Below are 16,850 nucleotides of genomic sequence, written 5' to 3'. Positions count from 1 at the left end.
CGCTCAATGCAGGCGCGACGACCGGTTCCTGATCTCTACCTCAACCGCAGGCGCCCTCCCGCGCAGCGGGTTCGTTCTGCGGATGGATCCGGGCGGATAGCTGCCACTGAGCCCCGGCCTCTATCGGACTCTTGTGTGGTTCGAGTGGGCACAGTCTGCATCGGGCACCGTCAAGTTGGTCTGCGAGACTCGCGCCGGCCACCGCAACGATACACCTGAATGCACTCTTGATCGGTCACGACAAGCTGACCTTGCTGCGCTAAGCTTCGCCGCGGCCGCACGAGCGGCCTGTGATTGCCACATACGAGATGCTGCTGCCGTGATACTTGGCTTCGAAGAGATGATCGTGCGGTGCGTCAATGATGATGCCAAGGTGCACATTCGCGAAGCGGTGCGCTGCTACGAAGCGGGGGCCTATCGAGCCGCAATCGTCTCAGCGAACGTAGCCGTTTGCTTCGACTTGATCGCGAAGTTGCGCGGCTTGGCAACCGGCGGCGACCAGGACGCCGTTGCCCTCGTAGCCAAGCTTGACTCCCTTCAGGAGCAGCAGCGGAACGGGAACCCGCAGGCAATCAAGGGCCTGCTCGAGATTGAGCGCAACCTTCTCGAGGAGTTTCGCGACAAGTTCGACTTCTTCGGACATCAGGAATACGAGGAACTCAGTCGTTTACGCGCCGACCGAAACCGATGCGCCCATCCGACCTTCTCGCATGACGCACAGCCCTATGCGCCTGCCGCCGAACTCGCACGACTGCACATTCGCTCAGCGCTGAGCTACGTCCTTTCGCAGCAGGCGCGGCAGGGCAAGGCGGCGCTCGCCAGCCTTCAATCAGTAATTATCTCACCATACTTCCCGATGGTACTGAACGACGCCGTCGTTCGCCTGCGCGGCACCGAAATTGGCAAAGCGCGCGACCCGCTGGTGCGTGCCTTCGTGGATGATCTTGCTTTTGGCTGGCCAGACGCAACTCATCCCTACCACGCCAATATCAACGTGCTCCTGGCGATAGAAGCGGCGGTCGAATTGCACCGCCCAATTGCGGTGCCAAGGCTTGTGACCGCGATCGAGAAGCTTGCGAAAAGTGGTGTTAGCGACGCGGTCCGCTTCGCCGCCGCGGCAGCTCTGCGTGTCCGCGAGGCGGGCGAGCAGGTCGACGATGCCACCAAGGTGGTGCTTCGGACTTGGCTCCTGCAGGAGCAGTCGGGTGATAAGGGCCAAGCTATCAAGGCAGCGCTGCAGATGGGCTGGTGGCGCGCCAGCGCGCTTCAGGCACTAGCTACGTTGGCCGCCGACCAATTGACCGGCGTGACCGCGCCGCCTCCTGAGATGATTACCCGGGCGGCTCAGATCTATGCGACTGCCGCCAACTGGGACCAGGCCAACGCGCTCGCCGCCAGCGTCGCCAATCCGCTCTCTGATCGCTTCTCGCGCGAAGACATCGCCTTAGTGCTGAATGCCTCGCATAATGGCGCGGACCTCCGGGGTAGCCACGGCTTTCGTGAGTTTATCACCCTTCTTTACGACAAGAACCCGATCAGCAATGTAGATCTCGAGGCGCTGATGGATGAGCATCACCTGGAGGCTTACAAGCGGGCTGCGCAGGTCGCGGAGGATTGAAGGCGTGCAGGCCAGCTCACCGGCGAGGGTCCGGCCGAAGCTACCACGAATTAGCCATCGTCCATTAGGCCGCGCTCAAGTCTGTCGACCGTACGGCCAGCGCGCCAGCTCCACATCATGCCGGATGCCAATTTGGGGAGCAATATCACACGGACGGTGACTCCGTTACAGCGGTGCACTACACGGACCCCGTCTCTTGTCAACTTGCACAATGAGGGCGGCGAAGATCGAAAGTGTCAGTATCGCGAAATTCCGCGACATCAAAAAACTTGAAGCGCTTGTTCAGCTAGGGGCGTTAGTTTTTTTCTTTGGCGATAGTGGACCTAGGACAATGTAGCCGTTGTTCAAATTCACTTTTCTTACAAAAGCCTAGCGCACTCTGATCTAAAATTACAATCAAGGCGAGATTCGATGTCTGGAAGCCAACGTTGGAAAGCACTATCCGCCCGAATAGAGGGCTTTGTAGATGGAGTCAGCATGTGGGGAGCCTTTGACAGCGTCCTGGCCAATGGAAGTCAAGGAAAGCAGCTCTACCGGATTGCCCGGGCGATCTTTGGGGCTTTGGAGGCCGAGGCATTGGAGAACAGCCCTTCGATCCCACCGGGCCTAATGTCGTCTGATGTCGGAAAGAGGCTAAAGGAGTTGCTGTCACTCCCAGAAACGTCTGTTTCGAGCGCCAATGTTCAGGGGTTCGTTGGGGAGGCGGCGGTACTTTTGAAGAGCCTAGTGACCGAAGCGAATTACCTCCTCGCTGACAACGAGGCCGCCCTGCGGACACTCTCTGAGAGGGCTTTCTTGCATTTACAGTGGACCATCGTTGCTGACCCGCAAACTCGAAGTAAGTGGCAGGCGGCATACGAAGCTGGTGAGGTTGCCTGCGAAAAACTCGGCGGCGCTCACCTTCTTTGGCACGGCATCTATCCATACAAAGTAACAAATCGCGTGGCCACGGATTTGGTACTTGAGGAACCGGTTAATACTGAACAAGTAATGGTCACCCGTGGCGCAGTTCTGACGGAGTGGAAGGTAATCCGCGACGGAGACGATATTTTCGGCATGGCCCAAGGTGCCCAGATACAGGCTGAAGAATATTCTGCCGGCGTGCTCGGCGGGACGGAGTTGAGGTCAGTCCGGTACATTGTCATCGTTTCTCGCAATAGAATGATACTGCCGGCGGATAGGATGAGGGGAAGCTCAGTTTATCGCCACGTCAATGTCGCTACTTGTCCTGAAACACCGTCGAAGAGCGCGCCAAAATTAGCAAAAGCTGAGCGCAACGGTAGCCCAAGCTAATAGCCCTTTCTACCTTGAATATCGCCTCGAATCGAAACAGGCGTGGCAGTTTTTGCGGCACGATAGCTCTGTCGTGAGCGACGGAGATGAGGCGCATTGCTGCTCGGCAGCATGGAGCGGAAAGCGGACCGACAGCTTTTGGTTTAATAACAAAAGTTGCAGATCCGCACGTGAACGCGATCGTCTACACGAAGTATCGGAAGGAGGTTTCCTCGGGATCCTGCTCGCCATATTCATTGAGAATCCCGCCGACGCGTCGCGCGAACGAGAGCGTTACAGGCCATTTTCCGCGGATATCCGCGGTGTTCCAGTTCATCCGCGTCAGGTTGAAGATGTCGGCTGCAGCGGTCAAGGGATCCTCGGGACCTATCACGCGCACCTCGAAGGGCTGCGGAATATGCGGGCCGGGATAGGTCTCGATCTCAGGGATATAGCCAGATGTGTAGAGGAACGTCCGTGCGCCGTTCACAGTGCAGATAGTACCTACCTGAGGAGGATACATTCCGAAGCGTACGAGGCGAAACGCGCTCGGCACCATCGTGACGAGGCTCAGGATCGGAATGTCGCCTAACGCCGCACGGAACCCTTTGATCTCGGCTGCATCGAACTGGCTGGTCTTATGGATCACCAGACGCAACGGCGAGCGACCGGTTCGTGACGCATATTCGGCGATGATCCGCTCGCCGAGTTCAAAGGCCTGATCGTGGGAAAGATGGACATTCAGCCGCTGATCCGCTTCCGCCGGCACGCCTGTACCGCGGATCGCGAATCCCTCACCCTCGCTAGAGAATGCTTGAGCGAGGCTCGACTGCACGACATGTCGCTGCTTTGTACGATAATGGTGGAAGCTTATGCCAACGAAGCAGGTCTCGGGACCGGGTGGGCTCAACCGCCAGGGAACGCCGCCCGCCTTGTAATATAAGCCGACAGAGAAGTTCCAGGCGCGGGTGGCCGGATCCTCGGTCTTAGGCCCATCCTCGAGGAGTCGCGGTGTGACGAGCTGGATTGGCAGTCGCACGGCGAGGGCTTTGGCCTTGAGCGCATGTCGCAGATCCCGCTTGAGGAAGTCGTCCTCGCTTTCCTCGACCTCATCGAGTAAGTCGAAGAAGTCGGTCTGGCGGCTAGCTCGCGCTTTTCGGATCGCTTTGGCGCGCTCGCGTTCGGTCTCCGTATTTTGCCGCTCAACCGTCTTGCACTTGTCGAGCACATTCTGGGGCAAGCAGACTAGGACGACATCAGGTCGGTTCACATCCCGCCCTGCCAGCCTCTGTAGTGCGACGTCATAGAGATCAACGATAGTTTGAAACCGCTGGAATGCGTCAGTTTGCGCGAGCGCCAGGCCAATCGGATCGGCGCTAACGTCGCCCAGAGTAACGGTGAGATGCGCCGAGAAGACGAGCTTCTTTCGAAAGACCTCGGAAAAGCCTGGGAACGGACGCCGCAACGAGGTGGCTGGTCCGAACGATGGAATTCCCGCTGAGCATCGAGTCAACCACTTCTGAGCACTGTCGACGATCGTCGCGGGACCTATTGCACCGACATAGATCGTGTCCTTCCGTGCCGATCCGAATCGCAGGTCGAACGGGCCGGCACTATCAAGACCGGATTTAGGATCGGACGTCGATGCGGCGCCACCGAATTGCAACGGCGGCGGCCGTAACTCGAAGAGCGAGAGATCAGTCATCGTCGTCCATCCGGTCGGAAGCACTTGCTGGCTCCAGCACCCGCAGATCATCCAGTTCGACCATGTCCGCCATCGCGGAAAGCTCCTCGTCCAATTCGTCGAGCTCGTCCTGGTCAGCCTCTGTGCTCGCCAACTCTTCCAGCGCGCTGGAGTTCAGTGATGCGCCGGGGAGTTGGTTGCTGATTACGATGTTGGGAGCGAAAGATGATAATTCATTCCGGACATCCGGCTTGAGCGAGAATACCCCGTCGGTTTGATCCGCCAACATGGCCTGCCAGAAGGCCAGATCATTGTGGACGTTTGAATTGAAGTCCTTGGCTGCCCGCCGCGTCGACAGGCTGTTGATGAGCTCGTTTCCGATTAGCCGGCCGAAGCCATTTCGCGTGAAGGCATATCCCGGTGAAAGGATGATACACCACTCGGCACCATAAGGAGCGACCGTGATCGAGAGCGCCTTGTGCTCATAGTAAGAAATCTCCCCAGTATCCCGCTTAGTCCTCGCTTTGACGACTGTTCTGGTCGCCCGCTTGTAGCGAGCCTTGTAGGTGATACGACGCTCATGCTCCGCCTCAAAGCGTGGGAAATGAGCACGCTTGCGCTTGAAATCGATCTGCATGCCGAGCGCGCGACAATGCCCGAGAACGGCATCCACGAGAAGCTTGATTAGTATGTTCTCGCCATTGGGGAGCGCGATGAGTTCGTGGGGCGCGACCGTCTCAACGTCTCCCGTATCGAACGGGGTGACTAGATGGCTGGTGATCTCATCAAGATCGTAGAGGGTGTAGAACCGCCCGTCCTGCACATGGCCGGGTGGCACCTGTAAATCGCCCGCTGACCGAAAAAGCCCGCCTGTGTAGGTAGCAGTCGTGCCAGCATGCCAGATCCGATCAGGCATGGTGTGGATCGGTAGAAGGTTCGTGGTGAAGCGTGTAACTTGCGATTCGTCCGCAATGGCGGTGTTGGTGATGTCGTCTACAGCCTCCGGGCGCGCACGAATCTCGACGGCGAACGCCTTATTCCCGTCTTCTGGCCCGAAATTCACGTCGCCATTATTGTTGATTGTCTCCTTCCACATGTCCGACAGACCGGAACCGGTATGGTCCATTTGGCCGCCGCCATAGAAAAGGTCGGAAATCACTGGATTTCGGTAGCCTTTGATGCTCCGCCGCCCGCTCTTAATGAGAGCTTGAAGCTCCTGATCGTAGATCTGAGCCGCGACGGTATCTACCAGGCCGCCTGGGCTGCGCGTGACGATTCGCTCAGGAGTGACCTCGATCTCGACTGAACCTGCACAGGCATAATCTCGGTGTACCAACGCATTCACGATCATCTCCTTGAGAGCCAAGGGGCTATAGGAGCGGACCTGCCGCGACACTTCCTGCTTCAGACGAAACTGCCTATTGACGCGCGAGAGTAGCTCGGTGAGTTGATCGAGCTGCGACCACAAATTTCCGCGGATTTCGACCTCGGCAATCCCGCCGCCGTCGGAGTCAGGCACAATATCCACATCCTCCCCGAGGCACTGGCGTAGCCACAGCACCGGGCCCTTCGCACTGAAGCGCACGAAAGCGTTGGGCACCAAAGCTGAGGGGTCATTGGCGAACAGTAGCCAACCCGCAACACTTGGAACGGTTGCATCGTCGGCAGCGATCAGGAGGTTGAAAGTGCTGGCGATCCGGAGTGTCCACTCTTCCTGATAGGAATCCGGTGCCCAATTGTTGAGAACCGCCGCATATTCCCGCAAGCGCGTGAAGAGTAGCACACGATCGATGCCATCGAGCGAGCCGCTAGCGATCGGGCCCATGTCAAGCGGCAGCTCGGGCGTCCGATAGCCATGGTTGCGCCGAGTCGGCTGCGCCCCCTCTGCAATCAGCCGATTGTACAACTCAATCTCGAAAAGATCATCAAAGCCCGAAATCGGGACTGTCGTAAAGTTTCCGCCGATCGCCGATGCGAGTTCTGACACCATCGGCGGCATCGGCGTGTCGATCTCGCGATCGAGCACGCACCAATAGATCCCGTGATAAAAATTGTTTGTATAGCTGATGTTATCGAGAAACAGTCCCCGCATCACCGAAGGCTCGGCGCCACGATAGCCGACGACGATGATCGGATGATCGCGCAGCAGCGGCCGCACACGCTCGACGATTTCGCCATCCATATTCTGGACATCGACCGCCAGATTCTTGTCCGTCAAATGTTCGACGGAACCGTGCAGATAGACGAGTTGCGGATTTTCAGGCGCAGAGGAGAAGCGGACCAAGTCTGAGGGCGTTTTGATCGCCACCAGATGATGCGGGCGCGTAACAAGCACCCGGGCGTTCTGGATGCATTCATCAAAATTTGTAGTAAGAACAGTGGTGATCCAGCCTTGGTGCAGGATATTGGCGAGGCTCCTATACCCCCGGTTCGGGTGCACCGGCGGATGGATCATATCCTCAAAGAACACGCGCCTGTCATTCGCAACATTCAGCAGATGCTTGACGGCGTCCGGGTATAGTTCCGCAAGCTGGACGTCGGCCGAAAACCAGGGCTGCCCGGTTAGCCAAGGCCAATAGTCCGCGCGGCGCACGCTTGGATCATTGGGCAGGCGGTCATTGTCGAGGCACCATCGCCATTTGGAGATCCTCTCGACCGCCTCTCCCGCAGCTGGAATGCCCGACGAAATGGACGCGCCGGCACCGATTAGAAGGACCGGCTCGGGCCGACCGCGCAGCAAGGAGCGAAGCCTGCCAGGCACCGCACGCTGAATTTCTGACGGGTCAAAGCTGGATGCCGACTCTGCGACTGCCAAGACGGATATGCCCTCTGCGAATCGGAATTCGAACGAACAAATATAGAACATTAATCTGCGCGATGGTAGTCAAAGGGAAGCCGTTCACGATGTGCCTTGGTCATGTCGAAATCCGCTTCATCTGAATTCCGAACGTCCGCTTATGGGCTCAACCGACGACCCGCGCCAACGACCGGGATTAGGCGCTTTCCCGACGGGCAGCTTTGGGGCCGGAGAACGAACATGACGTAATCGCGGGAGCGGTGGCCACCAAAGCTGTGGCGGCGATGTTCGGAGCTCTAGCCGGCTGGCTGTCCCCCGATAGGATGAAGAACGGGCTCACGATGGACACCGGGCCCAGGCATCGAACGGAGGACAGCCATGGAGCAGTATATCGGTCTCGACGTATCCATGAAAGAGACGGCAATTTCGATCCGGCAGGACGGCAAAAGGATGTGGCGGACGACATAGCTCTCGATGCCTTCGCGTTCGAGGACCCCATGTATCCAGAATCCATCCAGACCGGCCTCCTGGATTGATACGATCCGGAAACTCTGCCCTGTCCGCACTTCCCCCTTTCGTTGCAGCTCTGCGAAGTGAGCGAGCAAACCCGCAATGTCGCCTCCCGACACGAGGTGTCTCGACATTCTCTCGCCCCCACCTAGCGAAAGCGAAGTCACGAGCCATTTTGAACGAGACAATTCTAACGAGACAAATATTGCGGCAAGATCGACGCGGATAGCGGCCGGGGCTTTGGTGGTGTTGGCTTGCATGCTGACCTCCAGGTGATGTTTGGCAACTTCACTCTGGCAGAGCGCTGGTCGCCTTCCATCCCCATAGGATCTTCACGGAAGCGGAATGGCAGCTATTAGTTGGTTGCTGGCGAAAGCAGACTACGCGGAAAACCTGGGGCGAACGCGACGAAACCGAACGGCCAACTTTTATGATCCAGAAGCCGCGCACTAGCCTACAAGACGCTCCTCCACCTCGATCACAAATCGCGAGGGAATATTGGCGCTGTGCACGATATCATTCCAATGCGAACTTTCAAAATCATCACGTTGGACGAGTGAGACCGCATTGTATTGACCTTGCTAACTTGGCTTCTGCGCGTCCGCGGCGGCACAAAATACATATTCCATGCCCTATGGCTTATGCATTTTGAGTGCCGCGCGAATAAACTCGCAAAATGCAGCTGATTTGCGTATTGCTGCGACTAGTTCGGCTTCAAGAACCGGATCGCCTGACTTCGGCGTTGGCCATGCGCTCAACAGACTGGCCATCCGAAAGCGCATCTTTTTTGAAACAGGCTCTTTTCCGGCAAGCACCTTCGACAGATGGCCTTGATTGACGTCCAGCCAATCTGCAAGCTCTACCTGCGTCGTGGAGGTCTCTCGTCGCTTAAGGTCGATCCTACGAGCGATGTCCGGAATCTTGCTTTTCATATGTAATACATATATGATCTGTGGCATGCTTGCTAGTTCCGATACGTCACGTCGTTTTGACCCGGAAGACGAAGTTCTTCCGGGAGTTCGCTTCGGGTTGAGTGGTTGGGCAGGAAGTCCCGCCTACTGGTCGAAGATGGCGGAGTTCGAGGCGGATGATCCCGAGGATTACATCAGCCCGAAAGGTACACCGCTAGCCGAGGACCTGGCTTTCTGCCTTCTTGGCGGATACGGCGTGAAGATGGAGTTGAATCGCGCCGCGTGGGAGCATCTTCATGAGGCGGGCGTGTTCTCTGCTGATCCGGTGCCATCACGGGAGGAGATAGAAGTTTTGCTGAGCATGCCGCTGCTGGTCGGAGGTAGGCGGCACAAGTACCGCTATCCAAGGCAACGTGCAGGCCGTCTTCACGTTGCGCTGAATGCTATCCGGAAGAAGCCACCGGAGACCGATGACCCGATCATCTTTCGCCGGCAGCTTATGGAGCTACCGGGGATTGGGCCGAAGACAGCTTCCTGGATCGTGAGGAATTGGCTAGGTAGCGACGAGGTCGCAATCCTTGATATTCATGTCCTTCGAGCCGGCGAGCTGATGGGATTGTTTCCAGCAAAATACCGCCTTCCGAAAGATTACGAGGCGCTTGAGAAAAAATTTCTGGAATTCGCTCAGGCAATCCAGGTCAAGGCCTCGCTTCTTGACGCAATTATGTGGCGGGATATGCGCATATTGTTCGGCTGACCCGTTTACCTTTGATCGAGCTACCACTTAATCTTCGAATTGGGAGGCTTGATTCGATGGCTGGGAAGCGCATACCGACAGGTGGTGACAGGAACGCCGATAATTCGAGCGCGCCGCAAGCGAAAGCGAGCAAGAGCAAGCTCGGCCTTGGTTTGGGCGGAATAGAAGGTGCGGATCGATGCGACATCCGCATCGATACTGACTTGCAGGGCATCCGTCTTCCTGGGCTCGTTGGATTGAAGAACGGCGACGTTCTCCGAATAGGGACTGAATTCCGAGATAGGCATCCGATCGCTGTGGCGATAAGATCCAATGGAATGATCATTGGCTCGCTTGGCGCCTTCGAGAACTACGCAAATTTCCTTGAATGTCTCCAGAGTGGCGTTCGCTATAGTGTCGAGGTCACCGAAACTGGCTCGGGCCACTGCCATGTCGTTGGTGGCCGCACGCCATGATCATTGTCGGCGGCGTCTACCGCGAAGAGTGCGTGCGGCCTCACTGGTCGCGGATCTTCGGATCAGCTGGACGAGCCGCCGTGGCTCTGTCCACGCTTTCACCGAATTCTCACCTGACGGCGTACGCCTATACTGGCTGGGCCGAAGATGTCCGGCGGACGATGCACGGGCTTGGCGTGAGGACCGATCTGCGAGAGATTACTGCCAACATCGGCTTTCACTATTTTCACCCGCTCTCCGTTTCCGAGCTTGTCGGTCCACCTAGCAAGCCACTCCCATCGCTTTCCGCGAGTGGCGATGTTGTCCTGCGCTTCGGGATGGTCGAGGGTGATGCAGTTATCAGTGCCAGACGGGCAATCTACGACCCACAGCATCCTTCGGCGGCGCTGCTCTTTCACACCAACGGTTCCACCGCGAAGGAACTCGCTATCGTTCTCAACGAGGCAGAGCTCGAATACGGCGTTGGCGGAGGCGATATCTGGGCCTACGAGACTGTACGTGATCGCTTCAAAGCCGACGTCATCGTGGTGAAGCGCGGCCCGTTCGGAGCTGTCGTCATGCTGCCTAGCGGGAATGTGCAATTGCCCGCCTATCGATCCGAGACCGTTTTCAAATTGGGATCCGGCGACATCTTCAGCGCGGTATTCGCTCATCTTTGGGGCGAACGTGATTGGCCGGCGGCGCAGGCGGCCGATTTCGCCTCTCGCGCTGTTGCCCGCTACGTTTCTACACGTGAACCCCAGCTTTCGCTTGAAGGCGTCGAAGGGCTGATGCCGCAAACTGCTGGAGGAACTGCGGGTCGGGTTTATATCGCGGCTCCTTTTTTCACGCTCGCGCAGCGGTGGCTCGTCGATGAGATGCGCGGCTGCCTGGGGATGCTAGGCGGACAAACATTCTCGCCTATTCACGAGGTAGGCTCCCATGGAGGCGCGGAGTATATCGCCGGCAAGGATTTGGAGGGCCTGCAGTCTTGCAATGCGGTTGTCGCGGTCATTGATGGGGAGGATGCAGGCACTCTTTTCGAGGTGGGGTACGCTCGGAATCTCGGAATTCCGGTGATTGCGCTGGCTGAATCGCCCCGACCCGAAAGCCTTACAATGCTGGAAGGCACCGACTGTCTGATTACAGACGATTTTACGACCGCGATCTACCAGGCAATTTGGAGTTCCATACGGTGAGGGCGCTTCTTTTCTCCGGCGGCCTGGACTCTTCGGCTCTGGCCTGGTGGCTGCGACCCGATCTGTGCGTCACGATCGACTACGGTCAGGGCGCAGCCAAAGGCGAGATTGCCGCAACAGGCGCGTTGTGCAGCCGAATAGGGCTGGAGCACCGGACGATCCGCGCCGATCTCACATCCATTGGATCGGGTGCCATGGCAGGGAGGGATGAGGCTCCAGGTGCTTCAACTGCAGAGTTCTGGCCATATCGAAACCAGATGTTGGTGACGCTTGCAGCGATGAAATTCATGCCCGAGGGGTTGAAGGAAATCATTCTCGGTTCGGTTTCGACGGACCATCATGCTGATGGAAAAGGACCTTTCCTGAAGTCGCTCGATCGCACCCTCGCGCTTCAAGAGGGGCACGTGCGCGTCGTCGCGCCGGCGCGGCGAATGTCCACGAAAACGCTTCTGCGCAAATCAGGTTTTCCCTACGAACTGATAGGTCTCACGTTCTCCTGCCACGTACATGAGTATGCATGCGGACAGTGTAATGGCTGCCTCAAGCACCGAGAATGCGTGGACGCGACTTACCCTCGATCCAAGAGAGGAGCATCCTGATGGCGGGCTATGCACCTACTAGCGCTCGCCAGGCCGCGGCAAAAAGCAAGCCGGTGGTTCTGGAAGATGGCTGTGATCTGAGCTTCGAGTTGGATCTCGTCGGGTTTAGGCCGGACGAGGTCAAGGGGCTTGAGAAAGGCGATGAACTCCTCGTTCAGATCTCGACGAGCGGGAAGTGGCGTAGCCTCGTTTGTGTAACCAACGGTGGAGAAATTGTTGGGACTCTCGCGGCGTTTCAGGGATTGGCACAATTGATCAGCTGCGTTGACGGTGGCGTTCGGTACATTGCCGTCATCCAGTTCGTGTCCGCCTCTCGGTGCTCTGTAGCGGTCTTTAGGGCATCATGATCATCGCCGGCTCGACTTATCTCGAACGCTGTCGGTATCCCAAGTGGGAGCGATTGTTTGGATCGGGGATGCGCTCGGCCATAGCGGCGAGCGGGCTATCGGACGGTACCGTGCTTCACACATATGTACCCGAGGTTTGGAGAGGCGATGCCGAGGCGACGCTCTCCAGTTTTGGAATCGTCGGACATCTGGCACCGACCAGACACGAGTTGATTTTCGAGTACCTCGACACTCTGCAGAAGTCATTTGTCCCGCCCGTACCATGCGATGACGAGCAAGAACCGACCCTGGAGGTAAAGGGCGATGTTGTCGTTCGCTTTGGGTTCATGGAAGGGAGCGCGCGGGTTGACGGTCGCACTGTCGTCTACGATCCACAGAACTCCTATGAGCCATACCATAAGAACGGCTCGACCGCTGAAAGGCTGGCGATGATCCTCTCGGAGGAGGAGCTTCTTGGTTTTGGCGGACTCGATCGCAGGACAAAGCCAACATCGGAGAACCTCACGCAGGCAGCCGACAACATATTTGATTCAAAGCCATCGCCCCAGGTTCTGCTTTGCCGGGATCGGTTAGGAGGACTTCGAGTGTTTTTTGGTGGGCCTCCCATCTCAATCCCAAGCTACGCCGCGGCGAGTTACTTCCGTATTGGAATTGGGGATGTGCTGGCGACGGCGTTTGCACATGCTTGGGGCGAACTCCGAGACGAACCCGTTGACGCCGCGGACTTTGCCGCGAGGAGCATCGCATATTTCGTCGAGGATGCCCGGCTACCTCTTCCTCAGCCACCGAAGTTGGCGGGGCTTCGCATTAGCCAAAAAGACGATGAACGCTTGCGGCTACTCGGCGTCGGGAGCTTCGAGGCAAAATCGCTCGTTATGCAGACGGAGATCCTGATCGAGGGTTTTGGCGGCTCCACAGCTTTCACGCTCATGGACTGGGACGGAGAGCTCGATGCGGAGGGGCCGATCGACTTGTTGATCATCGGATCGGATGCAAGGCTGTCGATGATCGAGGAAGTTCGAAATCGGGTGGGGGAGCCAAAGGTGGTGTTTTGGCCCGAACGCGACACTCGAACGGTCGAGCATTGCTTTCCCGCATCACGCATTGCCGCAGATTATCCAAGCGCCCTCTACCACGCGATGCGGACACCATCACCATGACGCCTCCGCCTCGCAAGACGCTGCCGCGTGTGTTCGAGAAGCGTCCGCTTGGTGCGGCAGGACCGGAGAAGTTCGAGGAGATGGTCCGCGACACTCAGGCGCGGTGGATGAAGTTCATTGAATTCATTGACGCAAAGGCGCACCCGATGCGCGTCTTTCGCGGGTGTGGCTCGGTATTACACGAGCACATCCCCACCGTCGGACGACCCCCCGCAGTCTATTCCGCAATCAATGAGGAAAGAGTCTTTAGAGCATTTCAGCAGTCCGCCGAGCCTATGTTCCAGCTTCCCGTAAGTGGGGCCTGGAACTGGCTTGCCGTTGCTCAACACCATGGACTTCCAACACGTTTGCTCGATTGGACGACGAACCCGTTGGTCGCTTGCTACTTCGCGATTTCGAGCGGCGATCCGAAAGACGATGCAGTAGTGCATGCGGTCAACATTCCCGCTGATGACATTGTTGACCCGTTAAAGAACCCAGACCCTTTCACGATCGATCGTGTGATGTTTTTGGTTCCGGCGAAGTCAGCTCCGAGAATCGTGAACCAAAGAGGGTTGTTTTCAGTCCATAACCAGCCGGACAGGGCCTGGGTGCCTAAAAATTCTGACAAGTTCGTCATACCAGCAGGCATGCGGTCGAGGTTTCGGAGAACGCTTTTCAAGATGGGTGTCGATCATAGCCATATCTATCCGGATATTGTCGGCCTCTGCGAAATGTTGAAGTGGCGCTATGTCGAACGGATCGGCATCGGCACTGCAATGATCGGATGACGGACATGGAAGACAAGACAGCCGCACGGCGCCAGACGATCGCAAAAGCGGTCCAAGCCAAGAATTACCAGGAAACGCAGGCTTGGTCAGATCTCGACTCTCTTTCCGCGTCCACTCAAATCGACACGATAGAAACGTTCGAGAAAGAGATTCGATTTGACGGTAACGAGTTCCAGGGTCCGCTGACCTGGTATGTCGTTCTGCGCTATGGGATGAACACCGATGACCCTTTGGAAACGTCCGAAAGTTTCCCAGGGACTTTTCATGGCAGTCTCGTCGACGGGGTGCCGGTCATTGACGATATGACAGTCGACACGTCCTCGTTTTACGGCGAGATCGGCGAGCAGAGTGCCGCTGATCTCTAGTTTCATCGGAACGAACCGTGCAGCTGGGTGGGGGAGTCTCGCAGCATTCATTGGCTGCGTGCCGGCGGCAAACTGGCTCATCGCGCATGGTGGAACGATTTGCGTTCCGGATGGGCCATGCCTCATCCCGGTCTGGCCAGGCATCCTGGCATCGTCGGGAGTTCTTCTAGCCGGGGCCTGTCCTTCGTGCCCCGAGATCTCGTACAGGAAGCGCTTGGGCCCATCTGGGCCGTCGCTGCCGTGTTGATCGGTGGCGTTATCGCCGCGCTGATTGCGTCGCCAGTCTTGGCCGTCGCCTCCGGCGTGGCGTTCTTGATTGCGGAGATGGTCGACCTGCTCGACGGCGCGGCTTGGTGCTTGCGTCCGTCGCGAGCAGTGTCGTCGGTCTGCTTCTGGACAGCTTGATCTCTGTACAGATCGCTTTTGGAAACCCAGCCTACATCGTCGGCCAGTCTATTAGAAAAGCTTGGATGGCGCTCGCTGCCTTGCCGCTGCTTATCGCGATACAGCGCCCACGAAGACTTTCTGCATCAACTTTGGTCAGTGGGTGCCGTCAGAAAGTCCAAGTATCGGATCAACGATAAGCGCGCAGAGAACGTCAGCTTTCTGGAGATGGGCCGATTTCGGTCAGAATGCTGCTTCACTGGAAGGCAGTGGTGATGTGTCCCGAAAGCGGGAGGGATCACCCTCTCGCAGTCACTGGGTTCGCCAGACCATAGGTGGCCCAGTTTTAACGGTCTTCAACCGCCGGTAATTTTCACCCGCGCGTTTTTGCTCTCGAGTTCATCCAGATAATCGGCCCACCATTGCATCATCTTGACGCGCTCTTCCCAGTGCTCTGCCCGGGCGTAGGCGCGACGAACGTCGTTGTTCTCAACATGGGCCAGCTGCCGCTCTATGGCGTCCGGATGCCACTTTCCGCATTCGTTTAGCAGAGTTGATGCCGTTGCTCGAAAACCGTGCGCGGTAGCTTCTTCCTTACCGTAGCCCATGCGGCGCAGGGCGGCGTTAAGCGTGTTGTCGGAAATCGGACGCGAACCCGATCGAACACTAGGAAACAACAGCGCTTCACCACCAGAGATTTCTCTAAGGGAGGTCAGGACCCCGACGGCCTGCCTGGAAAGAGGTACGCGGTGGGGCCGCCTCATCTTCATGCGCCCTTCAGGGATGCTCCACACCGAGCTTTCGAAATCGAACTCGCCCCATCCGGCCGCGCGCAGCTCGCCGGGGCGGGGAAACAGCAGGGCCATCAGCTTCAGGGCGGCTCGGGTTGTAGGCTGTCCGTCAAATGCATTGATCGCCCTCAGCAAGCCTCCCAAGGCCCTAGGATCGGTAACCGCGGCACGCGGCGTGACCGTCGGACCGACAAGTGCGCCCCTCAGGGCGATCGTCGGATCTACATCGGCGCGTGCGGTTGCGATTGCATATCGAAACACGCTGCCGATGGTGGAGCGCAGTCGCCTGGCCGACTCGTATCGACCGCGAACCTCCACGCTGCGGAGAGCGGCAAGAATTGTGGCCGGATCGATCTCCCGAACGCTTTTGTCCCCAAACGTTGGATGGGCAAAGTCGAGCAACCATTTGACCTTGGTGATGGTCCGGTCGGCACGTCCCTCCTTCCTCAGCTTGTCGACATAGTCCTCCGCGATTGAGCGAAAGGTGTCCTCTGCCGAAGCCTTTTGCGACTTACGCTCCTGTGCGGGGTCGATGCCACGGAGGAGGAGACGTTTGGCGGTGTCGCGCGCCTCGCGTGCCTCAGCGAGGGAGATGAGGGGATAGCTGCCCAACGCCAGAAGCTTCTGCTTGCCGCCAAAACGATAGGCGAGGCGCCATAGGCGAGATCCGGTAGGCTGAACCCAAAGCTGGAGCCCGCCACCGTCAGACAATTTCACGAGTTTGGAAGCGGGTCGGACATTTCTGCATTTCACGTCGGAAAGGGCCATTCTCGGGACCTCCATTTGGCTGCATCGATACCATCAGGATGTCCGATACCAGCGAAAATACCAGCCCTCCGCCTCGTTGGACCAACTACGCCGAAATTCCACAAAACCCGACCAACCGCGCCTCGCGCGACAAAATATTCAACGATTTCAGCTTGTTGCCGAAACAGAAGCGTAGAAGATTCGGCGAAAGAGACTATCGGGACAAGAGGGGATGGTGCCCAGAGGCGGATTCGAACCACCGACACGCGGATTTTCAGTCCGCTGCTCTACCAACTGAGCTATCTGGGCCTGTTCCGGCACGCGGGCAGTTCTGCACGCCGGATTTCTTGAAAGCGCCGCAGGCGCCCCTCGAAAGCGCGTGGGTTATAGCACGGGAATCCGGCCTGTCCAGCGCCTAAGCGTTGATTTCAAGCGGCAAACGAGCAATCACTGGACAGCTCGATTCATGGGACGCGGTCGAAGTCACCAAGCCGTGCCGAACAGC

14 protein-coding genes, 1 tRNA gene and 1 pseudogene are annotated in these 16,850 nt (G+C 57.7%); 9 read left to right on the top strand and 7 right to left on the bottom strand.

Going from position 1 to position 16,850, the window contains the following annotated elements:
• Positions 1 to 319 precede the first annotated feature (319 nt).
• Entirely contained in the window at positions 320 to 1,618 is a 1,299-nt protein-coding gene (locus tag AC0L2A_RS11535) for a hypothetical protein (protein ID WP_473608880.1), read from the top strand.
• Positions 1,619 to 2,095: 477 nt separating this feature from the next.
• Positions 2,096 to 2,911 (top strand): hypothetical protein, encoded by an 816-nt coding sequence (locus tag AC0L2A_RS11530; RefSeq protein ID WP_473608879.1) that lies wholly within the window; start codon positions 2,096 to 2,098, stop codon positions 2,909 to 2,911.
• Between the two features lie 184 nt (positions 2,912 to 3,095).
• Here the strand turns inward: AC0L2A_RS11530 and AC0L2A_RS11525 are convergent, their stop codons facing one another.
• The 4 genes and pseudogenes from AC0L2A_RS11525 to AC0L2A_RS11510 form a co-directional block, all read right to left on the bottom strand.
• Complete coding sequence (locus AC0L2A_RS11525; protein WP_473608878.1) at positions 3,096 to 4,595, bottom strand: argonaute/piwi family protein; 1,500 nt, start codon at positions 4,593 to 4,595, stop codon at positions 3,096 to 3,098.
• Positions 4,588 to 7,389, bottom strand: a complete 2,802-nt coding sequence (locus AC0L2A_RS11520) for an SIR2 family protein (RefSeq protein ID WP_473608877.1) — start codon at positions 7,387 to 7,389, stop codon at positions 4,588 to 4,590. The genes AC0L2A_RS11525 and AC0L2A_RS11520 overlap by 8 nt, the downstream gene beginning before the upstream one ends.
• Positions 7,390 to 7,829: 440 nt before the next feature.
• Positions 7,830 to 8,141: pseudogene (locus tag AC0L2A_RS11515) on the bottom strand (IS110 family transposase); the annotation flags it as partial.
• A 372-nt stretch (positions 8,142 to 8,513) separates the two neighbouring features.
• Entirely contained in the window at positions 8,514 to 8,840 is a 327-nt protein-coding gene (locus AC0L2A_RS11510; RefSeq protein WP_473608875.1) for a hypothetical protein, read from the bottom strand.
• Between AC0L2A_RS11510 and AC0L2A_RS11505 the strand changes: the two genes are divergently transcribed.
• On the top strand, positions 8,839 to 9,549 hold the full coding sequence (locus tag AC0L2A_RS11505) for an 8-oxoguanine DNA glycosylase (RefSeq protein WP_473608874.1): 711 nt from the start codon (positions 8,839 to 8,841) through the stop codon (positions 9,547 to 9,549). The genes AC0L2A_RS11510 and AC0L2A_RS11505 overlap by 2 nt on opposite strands.
• Before the next feature lie 20 nt (positions 9,550 to 9,569).
• On the opposite strand, the gene AC0L2A_RS11500 is transcribed toward AC0L2A_RS11505, so the two are convergent.
• Positions 9,570 to 9,980, bottom strand: coding sequence for a hypothetical protein (locus tag AC0L2A_RS11500; RefSeq protein ID WP_473608873.1), 411 nt, complete (start codon positions 9,978 to 9,980; stop codon positions 9,570 to 9,572).
• A 20-nt stretch (positions 9,981 to 10,000) separates the two neighbouring features.
• Here AC0L2A_RS11500 and AC0L2A_RS11495 point away from each other — a divergent pair, with 20 nt between their 5' ends.
• The 6 genes from AC0L2A_RS11495 to AC0L2A_RS11470 are packed head-to-tail and all read left to right on the top strand — an operon-like array spanning position 10,001 to position 14,423.
• On the top strand, positions 10,001 to 11,182 hold the full coding sequence (locus tag AC0L2A_RS11495; protein WP_473608871.1) for a nucleoside 2-deoxyribosyltransferase: 1,182 nt from the start codon (positions 10,001 to 10,003) through the stop codon (positions 11,180 to 11,182).
• On the top strand, positions 11,179 to 11,781 hold the full coding sequence (locus AC0L2A_RS11490; protein WP_473608870.1) for a 7-cyano-7-deazaguanine synthase: 603 nt from the start codon (positions 11,179 to 11,181) through the stop codon (positions 11,779 to 11,781). The genes AC0L2A_RS11495 and AC0L2A_RS11490 overlap by 4 nt, the downstream gene beginning before the upstream one ends.
• Positions 11,781 to 12,128 carry a hypothetical protein gene (locus AC0L2A_RS11485; protein WP_473608869.1) on the top strand — a complete coding sequence of 116 codons (348 nt, stop codon included), beginning with the start codon at positions 11,781 to 11,783 and terminating at the stop codon, positions 12,126 to 12,128. The genes AC0L2A_RS11490 and AC0L2A_RS11485 overlap by 1 nt, the downstream gene beginning before the upstream one ends.
• A complete protein-coding gene (locus AC0L2A_RS11480) occupies positions 12,125 to 13,288 on the top strand; it encodes a hypothetical protein (protein ID WP_473608867.1) in 1,164 nt (387 codons plus the stop codon). The genes AC0L2A_RS11485 and AC0L2A_RS11480 overlap by 4 nt, the downstream gene beginning before the upstream one ends.
• The gene (locus tag AC0L2A_RS11475; protein WP_473608866.1) at positions 13,285 to 14,058 is read left to right on the top strand and encodes an FRG domain-containing protein; all 774 of its coding nucleotides are present in this window, start codon (positions 13,285 to 13,287) and stop codon (positions 14,056 to 14,058) included. Before AC0L2A_RS11480 ends, AC0L2A_RS11475 begins: the two co-directional genes overlap by 4 nt.
• A 5-nt stretch (positions 14,059 to 14,063) precedes the next feature.
• Entirely contained in the window at positions 14,064 to 14,423 is a 360-nt protein-coding gene (locus tag AC0L2A_RS11470; protein WP_473608865.1) for a pPIWI-associating nuclease domain-containing protein, read from the top strand.
• Between the two features lie 740 nt (positions 14,424 to 15,163).
• Here AC0L2A_RS11470 and AC0L2A_RS11465 read toward each other — a convergent pair.
• Both AC0L2A_RS11465 and AC0L2A_RS11460 read right to left on the bottom strand, forming a co-directional pair.
• Positions 15,164 to 16,366: a tyrosine-type recombinase/integrase gene (locus tag AC0L2A_RS11465; RefSeq protein ID WP_473608863.1), complete on the bottom strand. Its 1,203-nt coding sequence runs from the start codon at positions 16,364 to 16,366 to the stop codon at positions 15,164 to 15,166.
• A gap of 212 nt (positions 16,367 to 16,578) precedes the next feature.
• Positions 16,579 to 16,654 (bottom strand) — tRNA-Phe (locus AC0L2A_RS11460).
• Positions 16,655 to 16,850 lie beyond the last annotated feature (196 nt).

This window comes from Mesorhizobium sp. WSM4844 (assembly GCF_055811775.1).
This window is presented reverse-complemented; position numbering and strand designations above follow the sequence as displayed.